Source organism: Pontibacillus salipaludis, assembly GCF_014642405.1.
Taxonomy (GTDB): domain Bacteria; phylum Bacillota; class Bacilli; order Bacillales; family BH030062; genus Pontibacillus; species Pontibacillus salipaludis.
Map to the genome: position 1 here is coordinate 15804 of NZ_BMIN01000024.1, position 15497 is coordinate 31300.

Annotated in this window: 15 protein-coding genes; 3 read left to right on the forward strand and 12 right to left on the reverse strand. The window is 42.8% G+C overall.

The features are described 5' to 3' along the window. Positions 1–34 precede the first annotated feature (34 nt). From IEW76_RS18985 to cshA, 4 genes are all read right to left on the reverse strand, one after another. Positions 35–1246: a DUF4129 domain-containing protein gene (locus tag IEW76_RS18985; RefSeq protein WP_188655961.1), complete on the reverse strand. Its 1212-nt coding sequence runs from the start codon at positions 1244–1246 to the stop codon at positions 35–37. Continuing rightward, positions 1233–2453, reverse strand: coding sequence for a DUF58 domain-containing protein (locus IEW76_RS18990; protein ID WP_188655962.1), 1221 nt, complete (start codon positions 2451–2453; stop codon positions 1233–1235). The genes IEW76_RS18985 and IEW76_RS18990 overlap by 14 nt, the downstream gene beginning before the upstream one ends. After that, positions 2453–3403: an AAA family ATPase gene (locus tag IEW76_RS18995; protein WP_229721308.1), complete on the reverse strand. Its 951-nt coding sequence runs from the start codon at positions 3401–3403 to the stop codon at positions 2453–2455. The genes IEW76_RS18990 and IEW76_RS18995 overlap by 1 nt, the downstream gene beginning before the upstream one ends. Positions 3404–3640: 237 nt before the next feature. Further along, positions 3641–5161, reverse strand: coding sequence for a degradosome RNA helicase CshA (cshA, locus tag IEW76_RS19000; RefSeq protein ID WP_308422095.1), 1521 nt, complete (start codon positions 5159–5161; stop codon positions 3641–3643). Between the two features lie 226 nt (positions 5162–5387). Here cshA and IEW76_RS19005 point away from each other — a divergent pair, with 226 nt between their 5' ends. Continuing rightward, positions 5388–6296: a DMT family transporter gene (locus IEW76_RS19005; RefSeq protein ID WP_188655963.1), complete on the forward strand. Its 909-nt coding sequence runs from the start codon at positions 5388–5390 to the stop codon at positions 6294–6296. Between the two features lie 59 nt (positions 6297–6355). Beyond that, positions 6356–7210 (forward strand): DegV family protein, encoded by an 855-nt coding sequence (locus tag IEW76_RS19010; RefSeq protein ID WP_188655964.1) that lies wholly within the window; start codon positions 6356–6358, stop codon positions 7208–7210. Between the two features lie 114 nt (positions 7211–7324). Here IEW76_RS19010 and IEW76_RS19015 read toward each other — a convergent pair whose 3' ends face one another. The 5 genes from IEW76_RS19015 to IEW76_RS19035 all read right to left on the reverse strand — a co-directional run bounded on the left by IEW76_RS19015 (position 7325) and on the right by IEW76_RS19035 (position 11875). After that, positions 7325–8602: an MFS transporter gene (locus IEW76_RS19015; RefSeq protein WP_188655965.1), complete on the reverse strand. Its 1278-nt coding sequence runs from the start codon at positions 8600–8602 to the stop codon at positions 7325–7327. 126 nt (positions 8603–8728) lie between these two features. Continuing rightward, a complete protein-coding gene (locus tag IEW76_RS19020; RefSeq protein ID WP_188655966.1) occupies positions 8729–9127 on the reverse strand; it encodes a YppG family protein in 399 nt (132 codons plus the stop codon). A 133-nt stretch (positions 9128–9260) separates the two neighbouring features. Beyond that, the gene (locus tag IEW76_RS19025; RefSeq protein ID WP_188655967.1) at positions 9261–9545 is read right to left on the reverse strand and encodes a glutaredoxin family protein; all 285 of its coding nucleotides are present in this window, start codon (positions 9543–9545) and stop codon (positions 9261–9263) included. A gap of 246 nt (positions 9546–9791) precedes the next feature. Continuing rightward, positions 9792–10418: an SDR family oxidoreductase gene (locus tag IEW76_RS19030; RefSeq protein ID WP_188655968.1), complete on the reverse strand. Its 627-nt coding sequence runs from the start codon at positions 10416–10418 to the stop codon at positions 9792–9794. Positions 10419–11416: 998 nt separating this feature from the next. After that, the gene (locus tag IEW76_RS19035) at positions 11417–11875 is read right to left on the reverse strand and encodes a MarR family winged helix-turn-helix transcriptional regulator (protein WP_188655969.1); all 459 of its coding nucleotides are present in this window, start codon (positions 11873–11875) and stop codon (positions 11417–11419) included. 178 nt (positions 11876–12053) lie between these two features. On the opposite strand from IEW76_RS19035, the gene IEW76_RS19040 reads away from it, so the two are divergent. Beyond that, the gene (locus tag IEW76_RS19040; RefSeq protein ID WP_188655970.1) at positions 12054–12671 is read left to right on the forward strand and encodes a class I SAM-dependent methyltransferase; all 618 of its coding nucleotides are present in this window, start codon (positions 12054–12056) and stop codon (positions 12669–12671) included. Positions 12672–12771: 100 nt separating this feature from the next. On the opposite strand, the gene IEW76_RS19045 is transcribed toward IEW76_RS19040, so the two are convergent. From IEW76_RS19045 to IEW76_RS19055, 3 genes are all read right to left on the reverse strand, one after another. Continuing rightward, positions 12772–13176, reverse strand: coding sequence for a FixH family protein (locus IEW76_RS19045; RefSeq protein ID WP_188655971.1), 405 nt, complete (start codon positions 13174–13176; stop codon positions 12772–12774). A gap of 27 nt (positions 13177–13203) precedes the next feature. Continuing rightward, on the reverse strand, positions 13204–14106 hold the full coding sequence (locus IEW76_RS19050; RefSeq protein WP_188655972.1) for a YegS/Rv2252/BmrU family lipid kinase: 903 nt from the start codon (positions 14104–14106) through the stop codon (positions 13204–13206). Positions 14107–14298: 192 nt separating this feature from the next. Next, on the reverse strand, positions 14299–15405 hold the full coding sequence (locus IEW76_RS19055; RefSeq protein ID WP_188655973.1) for a hypothetical protein: 1107 nt from the start codon (positions 15403–15405) through the stop codon (positions 14299–14301). Between the last annotated feature and the right edge of the window lie 92 nt (positions 15406–15497).

The window sequence follows — 15497 nt, forward strand, 5'->3', positions numbered from 1 at the left end:
GAGCTTATTTTTTTACGAAGCGCTACAAGTGCTTTTATTTGTTTTTTCGAATGTTGGTTCTTAGAGACTCAATCGTTTCTTTAAAAAGCTCAAGTTCTTTTTCTGTGAGAGGCCGATCTCCATAACGGACTTTCTGATAAAGATCCGCGTCACCACCTGGTACGCCAAGCCGATTAAACCATTCTTCAATCGTTTCAGATGGGGCACGTCCATTTCCGGTTTTGGTAGCGAAGGCTTCGAAGTTATAGAATAGTTTCCTGGCTTCATCATTTGGGGCACTTCGGAATAAGCGTTTAAAAGAAGAAGACCAAGAAGATTTTCTTTCTGCCGACAGAGTCGAATAAGTAACAGAACGTTCCTCTTCATACGTGTCCTCGCTAGACTCAATCTTTTTATTCCTCATTCGGATAGCGACAACAATTCCGATTACCACAATAATGAAGAGCGCCCCCCAATATAACAAATCAGATAGATCCGGAGCGACGCCAGGGGCAGGTTGGTCTTCCCCTACTTTATTTTCCTCTAGCCCCATATCCGCGGGTTCGATTTCATCGACCCTTTCGTTCCATTCGTCTCCTAAACCAGTCCAGCTAAACAAGAAGAGAATACCCCTTACAATTAAAGCAAAACCTTGCGCAATGAGAGCACCTCCCCCGGTAAAACCGGCTCGAAAAAGATCATAGATGAGAAAGACTCCAACAGCCACCCCTACGAACAGTCCCATTACTGTCGTGGTTCTGCTATATACAGAGTTCTTGTTAGCTTGAGCATCAACACTCAGGACATGACTCCATAAATACCCAAAGACAAGAACCACTAATTGAAGGGCTGCCATATAGTAGACAGATTCCTGGTTAAAGAAAAGAACGTTTAAAATAAGGAAGATGAGCGACGCCATGAGTAAAGCTTGTTCATTGCCAAGCTCAGGGTCTCGCTCATGAACGATAAAACGCCATGCCAAGTAACTACTTAACAGAATGGAAAGGATAAGGTTAAACGGACTAAAATAGGAGGTTACAAGTGCAGTCAACGGAACATAAAAAATAATGATGATAGAACTTGTAGTGAGTTTTAACCCAAGAGACAAAAGCAATTTTGATACCACAACTACGAGCAAAAAGCTCCAAAATGGTAAAGGTTCATTAGGATAGAACAAGAAGTAAATAGGCCCCAACAATAGATAAAAAATCATTGCTTCGCCCATCCATAAGTAGGTTTTCGCAACAGAGGTTCTACGATTGTCCATAGACACCCTCCTTCTCTAACGGATCCTGAAGCGTTGCAAAGTCTCCCTGGTCCTGAACCGCATACACACGGAATTTTTGCCTACTCCATTTATGCGCATACCGCCTCACTTCTTCGCTTTGGCTCCCTAATAAAAAGACGGTTTTCGGCTTGTATAGTTGTTGATCAAACCGGTGAAGCACAACAGAGAACGATATCACGAGCTCTCTTGCTTTAATACGCGCAATGAATTCTAGCGCTTTTTGCAAATGTTCCTTTCCATTCCCCTCAGGTAAATAATAAAAAGGAGGTGTTCCTATCTTGCGAGCATTTATATAGAGTTCAAAAGGATATCCTTTCTTCGTGGCCAACTGACACATATAAGCAGCATAAGAAAGAAGCGCTTCAATGTTAGAGGCCACATTCAAATGCCCACCTGGTGAAGGATCCGTTAAATTAATGACGATACTCCACGTATGGTCCCAATTCTTCTCAAGAACTTTTGTCTGCAACGTTTGCTTTCTGGCTGATGCCTTCCAATGAATGCGATGAAAAGGATCCGAGCTTGTATAATCCCTCGTCCCCATAGGGCTAACTGGGTCTTCAAACGGAGATAGCCGTGCTTGTTGAGATCCAAGCGTCATATGATTACGCTCCTCAATCCCGTAAACAGGCAAAGGTTCCGGATAAACAATGAACTCAAGCCGGTGAAAGGGTAAATAGTACAGGAAGATTTCGTGAAAGTTTAAGAGATGCGGAAAGCTATAATGGATATCTCTTAAAATCGTTACTCCCCGGCGCCTGGCCTCAAATGGGACATACCATTCTGTTTTACCTCTTTCCACAACGGTAAGAGGAACCTCGTACCTCGTCCATTCATCTCCCTGACTTACAACGTACTTCTCTCCTTGAACTTCAGAGCCAACTTTAAATTGAAATCGACCATTTATAATAGGCAAGCGTGATTGGTTTTCAAATGACAGAGGAACTTCTATGCGATCACCAGGAAACATCTTATAAGCGTGCTTCTCATTTTGAAACGTTAACCCTTTTCCGATCAGTCGGTCATAGATCAAACTAAATGAAACGAAAGCCACAACAGCCCCAATCATGATAAAGGCCGCTGAGCGATTAAATACCAAGCTCGTAAATAAGAGGATAAGGCTAAAGGCGAGAACTTTATCATAACTTTGCGTTAAACTTGATCCGAGTTCTTTCCTCCACTGCATTATGTACGTGCTCCTGATTCAACCGGCACCTCAATGGCGTTCAATAGGTCTTTCACTACATCTGTTGGTGTCTTTTGAATAGAGGCTTGCATCGATAAAATGAGTCGGTGTTCGAACACGTATGGAACTAAACTCTTCACATCTTCAGGACTCACATACGACCGACCACGGAGGTAAGCCCGCGCTTGGCTTGCCCTCATTAAAGCGAGCGCTCCTCTTGTACTAATGCCTAATTCAATATCCGAGTGATCTCTAGAACTACGAATTAAACGAAGCAAATAGTCATTCACCACATCTGCAATATGTACTTCCTTCACTTCTTCTTGCATACTGACTAAATCTTCAGGTATTAAGGCCGATTCGAGTGTATCGAGCGGCTCTTCAGTCAAATAGGCTCTCATGATGTCTCTCTCTTCTTCTTCACTCGGATACCCCATATCCACTTTAAATAAAAATCGGTCAAGCTGAGCCTCCGGCAATGGAAACGTTCCGTGGTTGCTTTCAACTGGATTCTGGGTTGCAATGACTATAAAGGGACTTTGAATCGAGAATGTTTCCCCATCAATGGTTGTTTGGTGCTCTTCCATTACTTCTAGTAAACTGGACTGAGTTTTAGGCGTCGCCCTGTTAATTTCATCCGCTAACAATACATTTGTCATCACTGGCCCTTTGCGTAGCTCAAACTCTTGCGTCTTAGGATTAAAGAATTGAATACCCGTTACGTCTGAAGGCAGGACGTCTGGCGTAAACTGAATCCGGCTAAATGTTCCATCTATTACTTTAGCGAAACTCTTAGCAAGCTTAGTCTTACCAGAACCCGGAACACTTTCTAAAAGAACATGCCCACGCGCAATCATACCGATCAACAACAACTCAACAACTTCACGTTTCCCATATATCACACGACCAATTTCATCGATCGCAACATCGACCTTCCTTTTCTCCACCACAATAACACTCTCCCCTGAACAGTATGAAAATTCTCATAACTATACTATAACAAAATTACCCAATTACCAAACAAAGCCCCCTCCGCATCCCTTTAGCGCAATAACGCTTCTCAGCAATGACGCGTGTCTGGCACCCTGCAATCCTTTACAGTACTGGTGCGTGTCTGGCACGCTTTAGTTAACTAAAGCAAGTATGCAAAAAAATCCCCACTCAAATGAGCGGGGATTTTGGAGATCTTAGGAATTATTGCGGTTTGAGTTTTGGTATTTACGGTTACGGTTGCCTTTGTTCTGGCCTTGTGAACGGGATTTGTTATAACCACCGCCAGATTTGCCATTACGGTTGTAGCCGCCTTTACCTTTTGGTCCGCCACCGTTACGGTTATAGCGTTTACCGCCACCGCCACGTTTTTGTTTATCTTTGTGAGCTTGCTTCGTACTAACTGGCGCAAGGTAGCTTAGTTGTACAGGTACGTCTTTACGCTCTTTCGTTAGCATTTTAAGCGCTGCTGCAATTACAGATACAGAATCATGCTGTTCTAGTAATTCAGCTGCTGTGCTCTCATATGACTCAAGGTTATCAGATTCAATGGATTGAACAAGTTTCTCAATCGCGATGTTCTGTTGACCTTTAAGAGCTTGATCATTTGATGGAATTGGAAGACGATCAATCTTACGACCTGTAGTCTTCTCAATTAGGTTAAGGTGAGCCATTTCTCTTGGTGTGATGAAGGAAACAGCGTACCCTTCCTTACCAGCACGACCTGTACGACCAATACGGTGTACATAGCTTTCAGGATCTTGAGGGATATCGAAGTTGTATACGTGTGTAACACCTGAGATATCCAGGCCACGAGCTGCAACGTCTGTTGCTACTAGTACTTCAACCCCACCACGTTTGAATTTCTTCAGAACGCTCATACGCTTACCTTGTGTCAGGTCACCATGAATTCCTTCAGCACGGAAACCGCGGGCACTTAATCCTTCTGTAATTTCATCAACACGCTTCTTCGTACGAGCGAATACGATCGCTAAGTCAGGCGTGTGAATATCAAGAAGACGTGTTAACGTATCAAATTTCTTACCATCATTTACTTCGATGAAGTACTGATCGATCTTCTCAACCGTCATTTGCTTCGCTTTAAGCTTAACTGTTTCAGGCTTCTTCATCATGCTCGTTGCAATTTCATGAATCTCTTTTGGCATTGTGGCTGAGAACAGTAATGTTTGGCGCTGCATTGGAACAGCTTTAAGAATATCTTTGATATCTTCAATGAAGCCCATGTTAAGCATTTCGTCTGCTTCGTCTAATACAGCTGTGTGAATATTGGATAGCTGAATCGTTTTACGACGAATGTGGTCTAATAGACGACCTGGTGTTGCTACAACAATTTGAGGTTGTTGTTTAAGGGAACGAATCTGACGTCCCATATCTGTACCACCGTAAACAGGAAGTACTTTTACACCTTTATATTGTCCGTACTTATTTAACTCTGTCGCTACCTGCATAGCTAGCTCGCGAGTAGGCGCAATAACTAGACCTTGAATCTTCTTCATATTCTCGTCGATCTTCTCGATCATTGGAATACCGAAGGCTGCAGTCTTACCTGTACCTGTTTGCGCTTGACCGATCACGTCTCTTCCATCCATCGCAAGAGGAATTGTCTGCTCTTGGACTGGTGTAGCTTCCTCAAAACCCATCTCTTGGACGGATTTTAAAACTGATTTGGATAAACCTAATGAATAAAAATTTGTCACTTCGTTTTTCTACTCCTTTTTTGTTCTCTCTAGTTATGCCAAAGAGAAGCACGTAAAAAAAGCCATCCTCACAGCTGGAAGAGGGCTTTCGGTACGAGTTGATTTATACTCTATTCTACCACACTGTTTTCAATCCGGCAATTCATGCAAGTTTAAAGTATCCTTACCTTTAGATCAATGGTAAAATAAGATAAACGCTAACGAACTCGGATGGAGGTGGATACAATTGAACAAACCACCATTTAACCCCTATATCGCCATCGTCATCGGAGTCCTCTCCGTATCTACTGCCGCCGTCTTTGTTAAATTAGCTGCGACAGCTCCAGCGTCTATAATCGCTCAATATCGCTTACTATTCGCCGTACTTCTTATGGCTCCCTTTGTGTTAACCAAGCATCGCAAAGAATTTAAATCCATCACCAAACGAGACTGGATCTTATCTATAGCAGCTGGTGTCTTCCTTGCTTTTCATTTTATCCTATGGTTTGAATCTTTAAACTATACCTCTGTTGCAAGTTCTGTCGTATTGGTGACATTACAGCCAATATTTGCTTTTATTGGCACCTTTTTGTTCTTTAAAGAAAGGTTTACAGCTGGTGCTATCCTTAGTATGCTAATTGCAATTACAGGTAGCGTTGTCATCAGTTGGGGAGACTTTCAGATAAGTGGGTTAGCCTTATTAGGTGATATATTAGCACTACTTGGGGCAATGATGGTCACGGGGTACTTCTTACTCGGACAGACCGTAAGAAAACGCCTTTCCCTAATGACCTACACATTTGTTGTCTATGGAATCAGTACCATTACATTATTTATTTATAACATCATTTTACAAAATCCATTTTTCGGGTATCCAAGTCAATATTGGATGATTTTCTTAGCCTTAGCAATCATTCCTACATTTTTGGGCCACACTTTATTTAACTGGTCACTAAAATGGCTAAGCACATCAACCATTTCAATGAGTATCGTATTTGAACCCGTAGGGGCCTCTCTTCTAGCTTACGTCATTCTCGGTGAGACGATTTCGTGGACGCAATGGCTAGGAGGCATGATCGTCATCGTTGGATTAAGCTTATTTATATATAGTACCTCTAAGAAATCCAAACAGATTTCTATTAAGGAAGACATATAAATAACCATATAGTATATAAAATAATTTCATCAGAAAAATTTTTAAAAGCAGGTGAACGCATGAATATTCAACTCATGACAGATGGAGGAGCAGATCTTCCAAAGGACTTACTGGATCGTTATAACGTTCATTTTATCCCTCTTAACATCCATTTTGGAGACGAGCAGTTCCTAGGCGGGGTAGACATCGACTCTGCTACCTTTTACGACAAAATGAGACAAGCTGAAGAGCTCCCTCGTACATCAGCACCAAGCCCATATGCTTTTTATGAAGCATACAAAGCTGTAGACCCAGAAAAGCCAATTCTTATGATTTCATTATCAAAAGAGTTAAGTACAACGTATGAGAATGCTCTCTTAGCGAAAGAGATGCTTTTAGAAGAAGAGCCGGAACGTAAGATAGAAGTCATCAATTCGCGTTCTGCAACTTCAGGTATGACGCTTTTAGTCGATGAAGCCGGAAAACGAATTGAAGAGGGCTATACGATCGAAGAATTAACAGAGCACATGCATGAACGCGTGAGTAAGTTAGCGACTCTTATTTTACTCCGCACAGTTGAGAACTTAATGAAAAGTGGTCGTTTAAGTCGTTTTAAAGGCGCGATTGCAAAGACGCTTAATATTAAGATCTTAATGCATGGCAGTCCTGAAGGGACAATTGAAGTGACTGAAAAAGTGAGAGGAAATAAGAAAGCCGTCCGTCGTTTTGTTGACCAAATCGGAGAGTACTCTAAAAACTTTGAGGATAAAGTCATCGCGATGTCTTACAGCACTGCAGAAGACAAGGCAAAGCAACTCCTACAAGAAATGAAGGATCGCTACTCCTTTAAAGAATCTGTACTTGTAGAAATGGGCCCTCTTATTGCGACCCATGCTGGTGAAGGCGGCTTTGTGATCTCCTTCTTTAAAGATTAAATGAACGATTGAAACCTTAGTGAAATAAGGACAGATTTTGTTACAGGAGAACTGTTATCTCCACAAAAAGGCGCAGAGCCTATAGCTCTGCGCCTTTCGTTTATATGAAGCCGTTTACCCATGATAAGCCTGGTAGCTTGGTTTTGGAGAAAGCAAAGAGAAGATCATTGCGATCAATGGGAATAGAATCATAATCCACAAGATCCCTTCATAACCACCGAACCAATCAAAGTAAAGCCCAAATGGAAGAGGACCAAAAGCAGAACCTAAAACCATAATCGTTTGAGCTAATCCTTTAATACTACCTAAATGCTCTCGACCAAAATAATTCGGCCATACAATACTTAACACGATGCGCTCAAAACCGTTCACAAATCCCCATATGATTCCGTAAAGAATGACTCCAGTTGTAGAACTGACCTGCAATAATATAAATAAAGCAATGATATGTCCAGCAAACGTGATCGCTAACACATAATGCACGGAAACCCGGTCTACTAGGTAACCGACCACAAACGTAACCGGGAAGCCTATAACAGCCATCAGCGTAAGGACGATCGCAGCAATCTCATCGGATAATCCTTTTCCTTGAACAATCGAAACTAAATGGAAGGTAACGCCCGTATTCACAAGCGCAGGGACACTCACACAGAACAAAATAAGCCAAAAAGCCCTCGTTTTCATCGCCTCTTTAAGAGTCCAGTTCTCCTCACTTACCTCTACGTTCGGATTTTGCCGAAGGTCGTTATGCTTTGGTGTACCATCCGGAATCTCACCTATATCCTTCGGTTGATTCCTAACTAAGAAAATCGCAAGAGGCACAAAAATGACCGCCAAGGCTACGCCCCAAATCGTCCAAGTAGTACGCCAGCCAAAATCATTAATAAGCCAAGTATTCAGTGGTGGCAGTAAGGCAGAACTTAAGAATCCACCAATAGCCATGAAGCTTAATGCCCTGCCCCTTTTTCCAATAAACCACTGAGGTACAAGCGTATTCGGAATAAGTGTCATAGACCCTTGTCCAAACAAACGGAGCATAAAGAAGCCAATGAACATCATAATGGCCCCTACCATCACACTGTTCCAGAAGCAAGCGATCGCCAAAAGAAGACCCACCACCGTCATCATCACGCGTTGCCCCACACGATCCACAAATCTCCCTACCATGAAGAGCGTTAACCCGGCGATCAGCGTGGCAGTAGAGTAGAGTCCAGAAACAAATGAACGAGAGTAATCAAAATCAGCTATGTAGCTCTCAATAAATATTGAAACCGAATAGGTCTGTCCTGGACCAGAAAAGAAGACACTTAACCCCGCAATAAATACAATGACCCAACCATAATAAAACGGGGTTTTAACAGGTGCTTGTCCTGTCTGATTTTGTGCACTCATGATGCCTCACCCTTCCATCCATAATCAATTTCACCTCTCCTTATGGTAGGGGTTTCCATATAGTAATGCAAAACATAACCCCTGTAGAACAACACAAAAAAGCCTCCGCATAGGCTTGGAGGCCTTTTACACTTTAAATCCTTTAATGAATGAACCGATCCCTTTCATAAGGGGGCTAAACTGATTCGCCGTATTCGCCATTTGCCCCATGGTAGATAGCATCTTATCTAGATCAAGCTGTCCGTTTTTATCTTGAAAATACTGCATCATACCCGGCGGCTTCTGTTGCTGTCCATATAACGGGGATTGTTGCTGCAGGGAGTAATAAGGATCCCACTGGTTCGGTTGAGGAGGTTTAGCAAATTGTTCATATGGATTTTGGTAGCCTTGGGGTGCCTGATATGGAGAGCCTTGCGAGACGGGAGGTTGACCCGGATAATATTGCCCCTCCCATGGCATATTCATTGGAAAAGGACCATGTGGAGTGTTCGGGAACCTTTGATCATTAGGATATCTTCGCCTCATGACCTGCACACCTCCTATATTTTCTTCTTTATCCACTCATAGCCTATGTAAAAAGAAAGGAAATGTGAAATGTAACGGACTCTTTTTCTATATAAAAAAAGAAGAGGTCTCCCTCTTCTTCTACATTCATCATTTATTCATTAAGGTCTACAGCCCCTTGTCTAAAATAAGAAGTAACTTCATCAATGTTCAATAATTTCTTCAACTTACGCTTTTGATACCCTAAAACCAATTCATCGCCAACATAAGTAGCGGGTGTTCCATATACACGTTTCGCTCGCATTTGTTTGTAGTGTTCCTTATCGGCTGAGATATTCTTCTCCATATACGGAATATCCCAATCTTCCATAAAACGTTTCACATTTTCACAATGATGGCATCCGTCACTCGTATATACTACTACTTGTTGATCCGCCACGATGAGCCCCCTGTCGTTAGTCCCTTAAAGACAACATATATTTCCAAAAACTTAACGTCCATTAGATTCTAATTGAATTTACCCGTATAAATTGAAAATAAACATCTTTTTTGCAACTTTATGTCGAAAATATTAAATTCTAATTTCAACTCGCGTTTGCACAGGTTCTATGTACCCATACACATAAGAAAGAAGTAGCCTATCTTAAGAAGAGACAGGCTACTTTATCAAGAAATGTGCGCATCTCTACGCAAATAATTGTTTAACATCGGTTTCGCCACTTAGTAAATCAAAGCTCTTTCCGATGACGCTATCCTCTGTTAGGACATAGGCTAATACGTTCCCTACATCTTCACGAGGAATGTATCCCATTTCTAAATGCTCGCTCATCTGAACTTTTCCTGTTCCTTGTTCGTTTGTCAGCCCACCTGGGCGTACAATGGTGTAATTCAAGGAAGTTGTACGAAGGTACTCATCTGCACGTCCTTTCGCATACAAGTAGTGCTTCAATTCTTCAGGCCCTACTTCTGGTCGGTCAGCAGCGATCGAACTCAACATGACAAATCTGGAAACGTCCTTACTTTCAGCAAGGTTCATAGCCTTTATTGCACCTTCCTGATCAATCATGATCGTCTTATCAGCGCCCGTATTCGGACCTGAACCTGCTGCAAAGATTACAGCATCCACTCCGTCATATGCATGAGAGAAATCTTTCTCTAAGTCCCCTAAAACCGTTTGGACATTGCGCTCTTCAAAATAAGGAACTTGATCTTTATCACGAACCATCGCAACCGGTTCATGGTTGTAGTAATTCAATTTATCAACGACATGTTTACCAACTTGACCATTTGCTCCAATTACAAGTACTTTCATTTAAGATCATCCTCCTTGTGCAAAGTCTTTACTCCTATTTCCCATGCTTTCTAGATCCTAAACAAGGTGATGCTTTTGGGACTCTTGGGGCAGGGGCCGTGCTCTTGGACTTGAGCCACTCGGTCTGGCCCCGCTCTCAACTTGAGCCGTGCCGCACTGACTTGAGCCCGTATACCTCGACTTGAGCCGACTTCCGCCTATCTTGAGCCAGTCCTCCCCCAACTTGAGCCGGACGCTCTCAGCTTAAGCTGGTCTGCGCTCACTTGAGCCGGTATTTTGAAGGCTTGAGCCGTTCTCGTCTCAGCTCGAGCCAGTTTAGACCGCTCTTGAGCCGTTCTCCCTCGACTTGAGCCACTCGGTCTGGCCACGCTCTCAACTTGAGCCGTGCCGCACTGACTTGAGCCCGTATACCTCGACTTGAGCCACCTTCCGCCTATCTTGAGCCGGTTCTCACACAACTTGAGCCGGACGCTCTCAGCTTAAGCCGGTCTGGGCTGACTTGAGCTGTTATTTTGAAGGCTTGAGCCGTTCTCGTCTCAGCTCGAGCCAGTTTAGACCGCTCTTGAGCCGTTCTCCCTCGACTTGAGCCACTCGGTCTGGCCACGCTCTCAACTTGAGCCGTCCCGCACTGACTTGAGCCCGTATACCTCGACTTGAGCCGACTTCCGCCTATCTTGAGCCGGTCCCCTCCCAACTTGAGCCGGACGCTCTCAACTTAGGCCGGTCTGCGCTCACTTGAGCCGGTATTTTGAAGGCTTGAGCCGTTCTCGTCTCAGCTTGAGCCAGTTTAGACCGCTCTTGAGCCGGTCTACCTCGACTTGAGCCACTCGGCCAGAGCCACGCTCTCAACTCAAGCCGTTAGCTGCTTCACTTGAGCCGCGCTCTCTGAACTTGAACTGCCGCTCCCCTCAACTCGAGCCACAACCCAACTCACCCCATCCACTCCCCCAAACACAAAAAAGCCTATCCCCATAGGGGACAGGCTTTTCATAGAATACTTATAATTCATCAGCATATTTCCCTAATTGTTTCAGCATAGGGATCAATTGCTTCTTCTCGTCGTCAGTTAGGCCACCTGTAATTTTCTCGATTTGTTTCCAGTGGCTTGGGAAGATGTCATTTAATAATTGGCGACCTTCTTCTGTAATCACGGCATATGTGATTCTGCGATCTTTTGGACAAGGCTTTCTTTCTAGTAGTCCTTTTTGTTGCAGTTTATCGACCACATAGGTAATGCTACCGCTTGCTAATAAGATTTTGTCACCAATCTTTTGTAGGGGTTGGTCTCCTTGATGGTAAAGCAACTCTAATACACCAAACTCTGTCGGGTTTAAACCATGAGTTTGGATGTCTTCTTTCACTTGATCTGAAATCGCTCGAGCCGCTTTGGAGAGCACAACAAACAATTTCAGCGATGGATCTTCTTTTTTCTCTTGATAGTTCTGTGATTGATCCATTTCACTCAGCCTTTCTATTAATGGTGCATTAGTATAAAGTATAGCGACCATTTCAATTTATTGTCAATCCTTCTTATGTAGGTTTCCTTGACCTTTTTACTCTTAACAAATCTGTGGCATAATGAAGAATGAAGCTAGTAGCACTATATCACACTCTTAGAAAGCGGTGTATAACAAAATGGTAGAAGATACGGGAGAACGAGTCATCCCAGAATATATGAAACCATCAAATGGAATGTTACTTGAGCATATGGCACGCTATCAATTTGCATTACCCTACGTAACAGGTCGTGTGTTGGATTTATCATGTGGATCAGGTTATGGGACGCACATGATGATTAAAGATCGAAAAAACGAAGTATCCGAAATGATCGGTGTGGATATAGATTCTGATATTATTCAATATGCGAGAGGAGCTTACCACCATCCAAAGTCTAACTTCCAAGTAGCGGACGCGACAGATCCGGATTTACCCGAGAAGCTAGGAACTTTTGATACGATTGTAAGCTTTGAAACATATGAACATATAGAGGAAGAGGAGAAACTTCTGCAAAACTATGAGCGTCTACTAAACCCTGGTGGTACTCTTATTGTCTCTACACCTTTTGGCGAAGGACGAGGAGTAGACTGTTACTCACCGTTTCACGTCCACCAGATTACGCCAGAAGAGTTTCGTCAACTGTTCACAAACTACGAGGAAGTACAATTCTATTACCAAAAAGGGGTACTGGTTGAACCCCCTCGTAAAGAAGTCCATTACCCTTTAGGCATAGCTGTGTGTAAGAAAGCAAAATAAGATAACTAGTTTGCAGTACTCCTATTCAAAAGAAGCATTAGATGATAAGTTGATGCGATTTAGAAATAGGAGTACTTTACTAAGGTAAATGAATTCTTCGTTAATCTTTCGGTTTCTCTACCTCAACCTCTTCCTTTACTTCTTTCTTCTGGCCATTCGCCTCCACTTTAGCTACAACTACATAAGTACCCGCCTCATCAAAAGTATGTTGAATGGAATAAAGTCCATTCCCTTGCTTTTGAGACGATTTGTTATTTGTGGGGTCTTCCCCTTTTCTTCCCCATGCAAAGGTTACTTTATTAGCTTCATCTACCAACTGATCCCCTTGTGTTACCTTCACTTGCAGTGTAGAGATCTGCTCTGTCGTTAACTCTTCTGGAACGGTAAGGATTTGGGCTTGAATCGGACCGTCTGAGCTCGCTACCGATTCTTCCTTACCTGATCCGCAAGCTGCCAAGAACACTAGAAGAAGCAGAATGCCGCTTATGTGGAATTGGTTCTTCATGAATCTTCTCTCTCTTTCTCCTTATTGTTAGGTTTGATGAAAAATCATACGGAGGTGGTTGGGGAGAACCTTAATGTCTCCTGGTGTTTTTAAATAGATTTCGCCGTCCGTATCTACATCTTGTTCCTCTTCTGTTTCGATTTTTACTTCAGAGGCTTGTTTATGGAAAATCCCTTGTAAATCATCTGTGCTTTTTCCTGGCTGATCCATATTAATTAATTCTTTAAAGGTGGATAAGTTCGAGTTCTTCACGACTAAAACGTCAAGCTTTCCATCATTCACATGTAATGAAGGAATAGGAATGTAACGGGTTCCGATATATTGCCCATTCATAACAAGTGCCATGACTCCTTCTTCTTCATATACTTCTTCTTGATCAATGGTAATTTTATAATGAGAAGGTTCTGAAGCATTCATCGTTTTTACGGCACTAATGAAATAACTCAACACCCCAAATCGATCCTTCTGGTCTGGATCAATATTTAAAGATGTATCCGTTACAAGGCCAACGCCCCAGAAGTTTAAGAAATATCCTCCGTCTTGAATGTGCCCGACATCGACAGGCGCAACACGGCCGTCTACAAGAGCTTGTGCCGCTGCTTTTATATTTTGCGGCATACCAAGCATTCTGGTGAAGTCGTTACACGTCCCGCCTGGTAGTACACCTACAACTGGACGATTCTCTAATTCAGCAAGGGCGTTCACGCTGTCATGAACGGTGCCATCTCCGCCTAGTATATAGACGACATCTACTTCTTCCCCGTACTCCTTACATTTTCGCTTCAAATCATCTGGGCTCTTCGTTTGAATAACGCGTAGCTCCTCAACGTTCTGAGATAAAACCGGAAGCGCTACTGATAGCTTTTGGTTCATTTGGTTTGGTCCGGCATCCCCGTTGTACAAGAAGATCCCCTTGTCATACTGAATCATTTTCCTTCCCCCTATCATGAGCAATGTTCTATACGTATCATTTCCTTTTCTACGTCTAACGAAACCCGCCCAGACAGTAATAGGCGACAGTGAGAAAAATAATTCTCAATCCTTGCATTCTGGTGAGATTGGTTTCAGTATTTCAGACCTATAGGGAGTCAAAGCATAAGTAACCACTTTTTACAGCTGCTACTAATCTTCCGTTTCCATCTGGCTCGGAACCTTTTCTTTTAAAACCTCTATAAAATAACCAGGGTCATCTACAGTGAGGTAAATTCGATCTACCTTCTTCGTTAGACCAAAGACAAGGTGCGCGTCTACTGGTTCTTCAAGATGAATCGTCCATTGAGGGGGTTGAGCTTCAAATGAGGGTAATGTCACAGCAACAGACTTCTTATCCTTCTGATACTCCTTGGCTGTAACAGTCGCTTTCTCAATGTGTCGAACCGTTTGGTAAGGGATGTAGGTGAAAAATCTCAACCCTTTCTGGATGTGGATCCCTTTTTGATCAAGTACAATCGGAGATTTACGCATAGCTTGGTAATCTGCTATAACGAATAGCAAAGCATAGATATCTAGAATAGTTACGATCCAAGCAGCGATATGGCTCCATTGCATCACGATGAAGTGTAGACCAATGATTTCAATTAGGAGAGCATGAACCAACATGATAAAGATCCCCTGATAATCACTTTTCTTATGATAGGAAAACACAGTTGCATTTGTGTAACGGTGGATATTCTCCCGCTTTCCTGCAAACGTATAATAAAAGGCTGATAAATCGGTAATTAGAAAACCTAATACCTTCTGAGTCGATTTGACCTTCCCTGCCATACCAGCGAATGCGTTCTCTATCCCTTTATGGGCACTCATGGATAAATGATAATAGGCAAAGCGCTCTGCCCGAATCGACTGTCTGATTGTAGGCCACTGTTTTATCACCCATAAGAACAACAGGAATTCGATTAGGACAATAGAAGCTTCAAGAAAGATTACCGAGCGATTGACGAACCATAAGTGCTCTTTAGCATAGTCAGGTACCATCCAGTTTAAAGCAAGAAGTCCAGCAAACATTATCGGGACTAAAACAAGCAACGAAGGGCGCCTGCGTAACACAAAGAAATAGCACGCTATTGGGAAAACAATTAATAAATCGAATGCCGTTCCCCACACAGCCCAACTTGTTACCTTACCGACTAGCTCATATTTCTGAACGAGAAGATTAGGGAGTAGCAGCAGTCCTATAAGGAACAAAAGTCGAAACCAGGCAAACGGCTTCTTCTGCAACGTTTCACTCATACAACCCCTCCTTACATAGGTAACTTTATTATATCAGTATTTGGAAAAAAATGAGATTAAAAAAGCACTCCCTATAAAAGAGAGTGCTCTCA

What these genes read in the sequence shown, in the direction of transcription:
- IEW76_RS18985 (WP_188655961.1), bottom strand. Translation starts at nt 1,246, where the DNA reads ATGGACAATCGTAGAACCTCTGTTGCGAAAACCTACTTATGGATGGGC.
- IEW76_RS19050 (WP_188655972.1), bottom strand. Translation starts at nt 14,106, where the DNA reads ATGATTCAGTATGACAAGGGGATCTTCTTGTACAACGGGGATGCCGGA.
- IEW76_RS19035 (WP_188655969.1), bottom strand. Translation starts at nt 11,875, where the DNA reads ATGGATCAATCACAGAACTATCAAGAGAAAAAAGAAGATCCATCGCTG.
- IEW76_RS19030 (WP_188655968.1), bottom strand. Translation starts at nt 10,418, where the DNA reads ATGAAAGTACTTGTAATTGGAGCAAATGGTCAAGTTGGTAAACATGTC.
- IEW76_RS19055 (WP_188655973.1), bottom strand. Translation starts at nt 15,405, where the DNA reads ATGAGTGAAACGTTGCAGAAGAAGCCGTTTGCCTGGTTTCGACTTTTG.
- IEW76_RS19020 (WP_188655966.1), bottom strand. Translation starts at nt 9,127, where the DNA reads ATGAGGCGAAGATATCCTAATGATCAAAGGTTCCCGAACACTCCACAT.
- IEW76_RS19045 (WP_188655971.1), bottom strand. Translation starts at nt 13,176, where the DNA reads ATGAAGAACCAATTCCACATAAGCGGCATTCTGCTTCTTCTAGTGTTC.
- IEW76_RS18990 (WP_188655962.1), bottom strand. Translation starts at nt 2,453, where the DNA reads ATGCAGTGGAGGAAAGAACTCGGATCAAGTTTAACGCAAAGTTATGAT.
- IEW76_RS19015 (WP_188655965.1), bottom strand. Translation starts at nt 8,602, where the DNA reads ATGAGTGCACAAAATCAGACAGGACAAGCACCTGTTAAAACCCCGTTT.
- IEW76_RS19040 (WP_188655970.1), top strand. Translation starts at nt 12,054, where the DNA reads ATGGTAGAAGATACGGGAGAACGAGTCATCCCAGAATATATGAAACCA.
- IEW76_RS19010 (WP_188655964.1), top strand. Translation starts at nt 6,356, where the DNA reads ATGAATATTCAACTCATGACAGATGGAGGAGCAGATCTTCCAAAGGAC.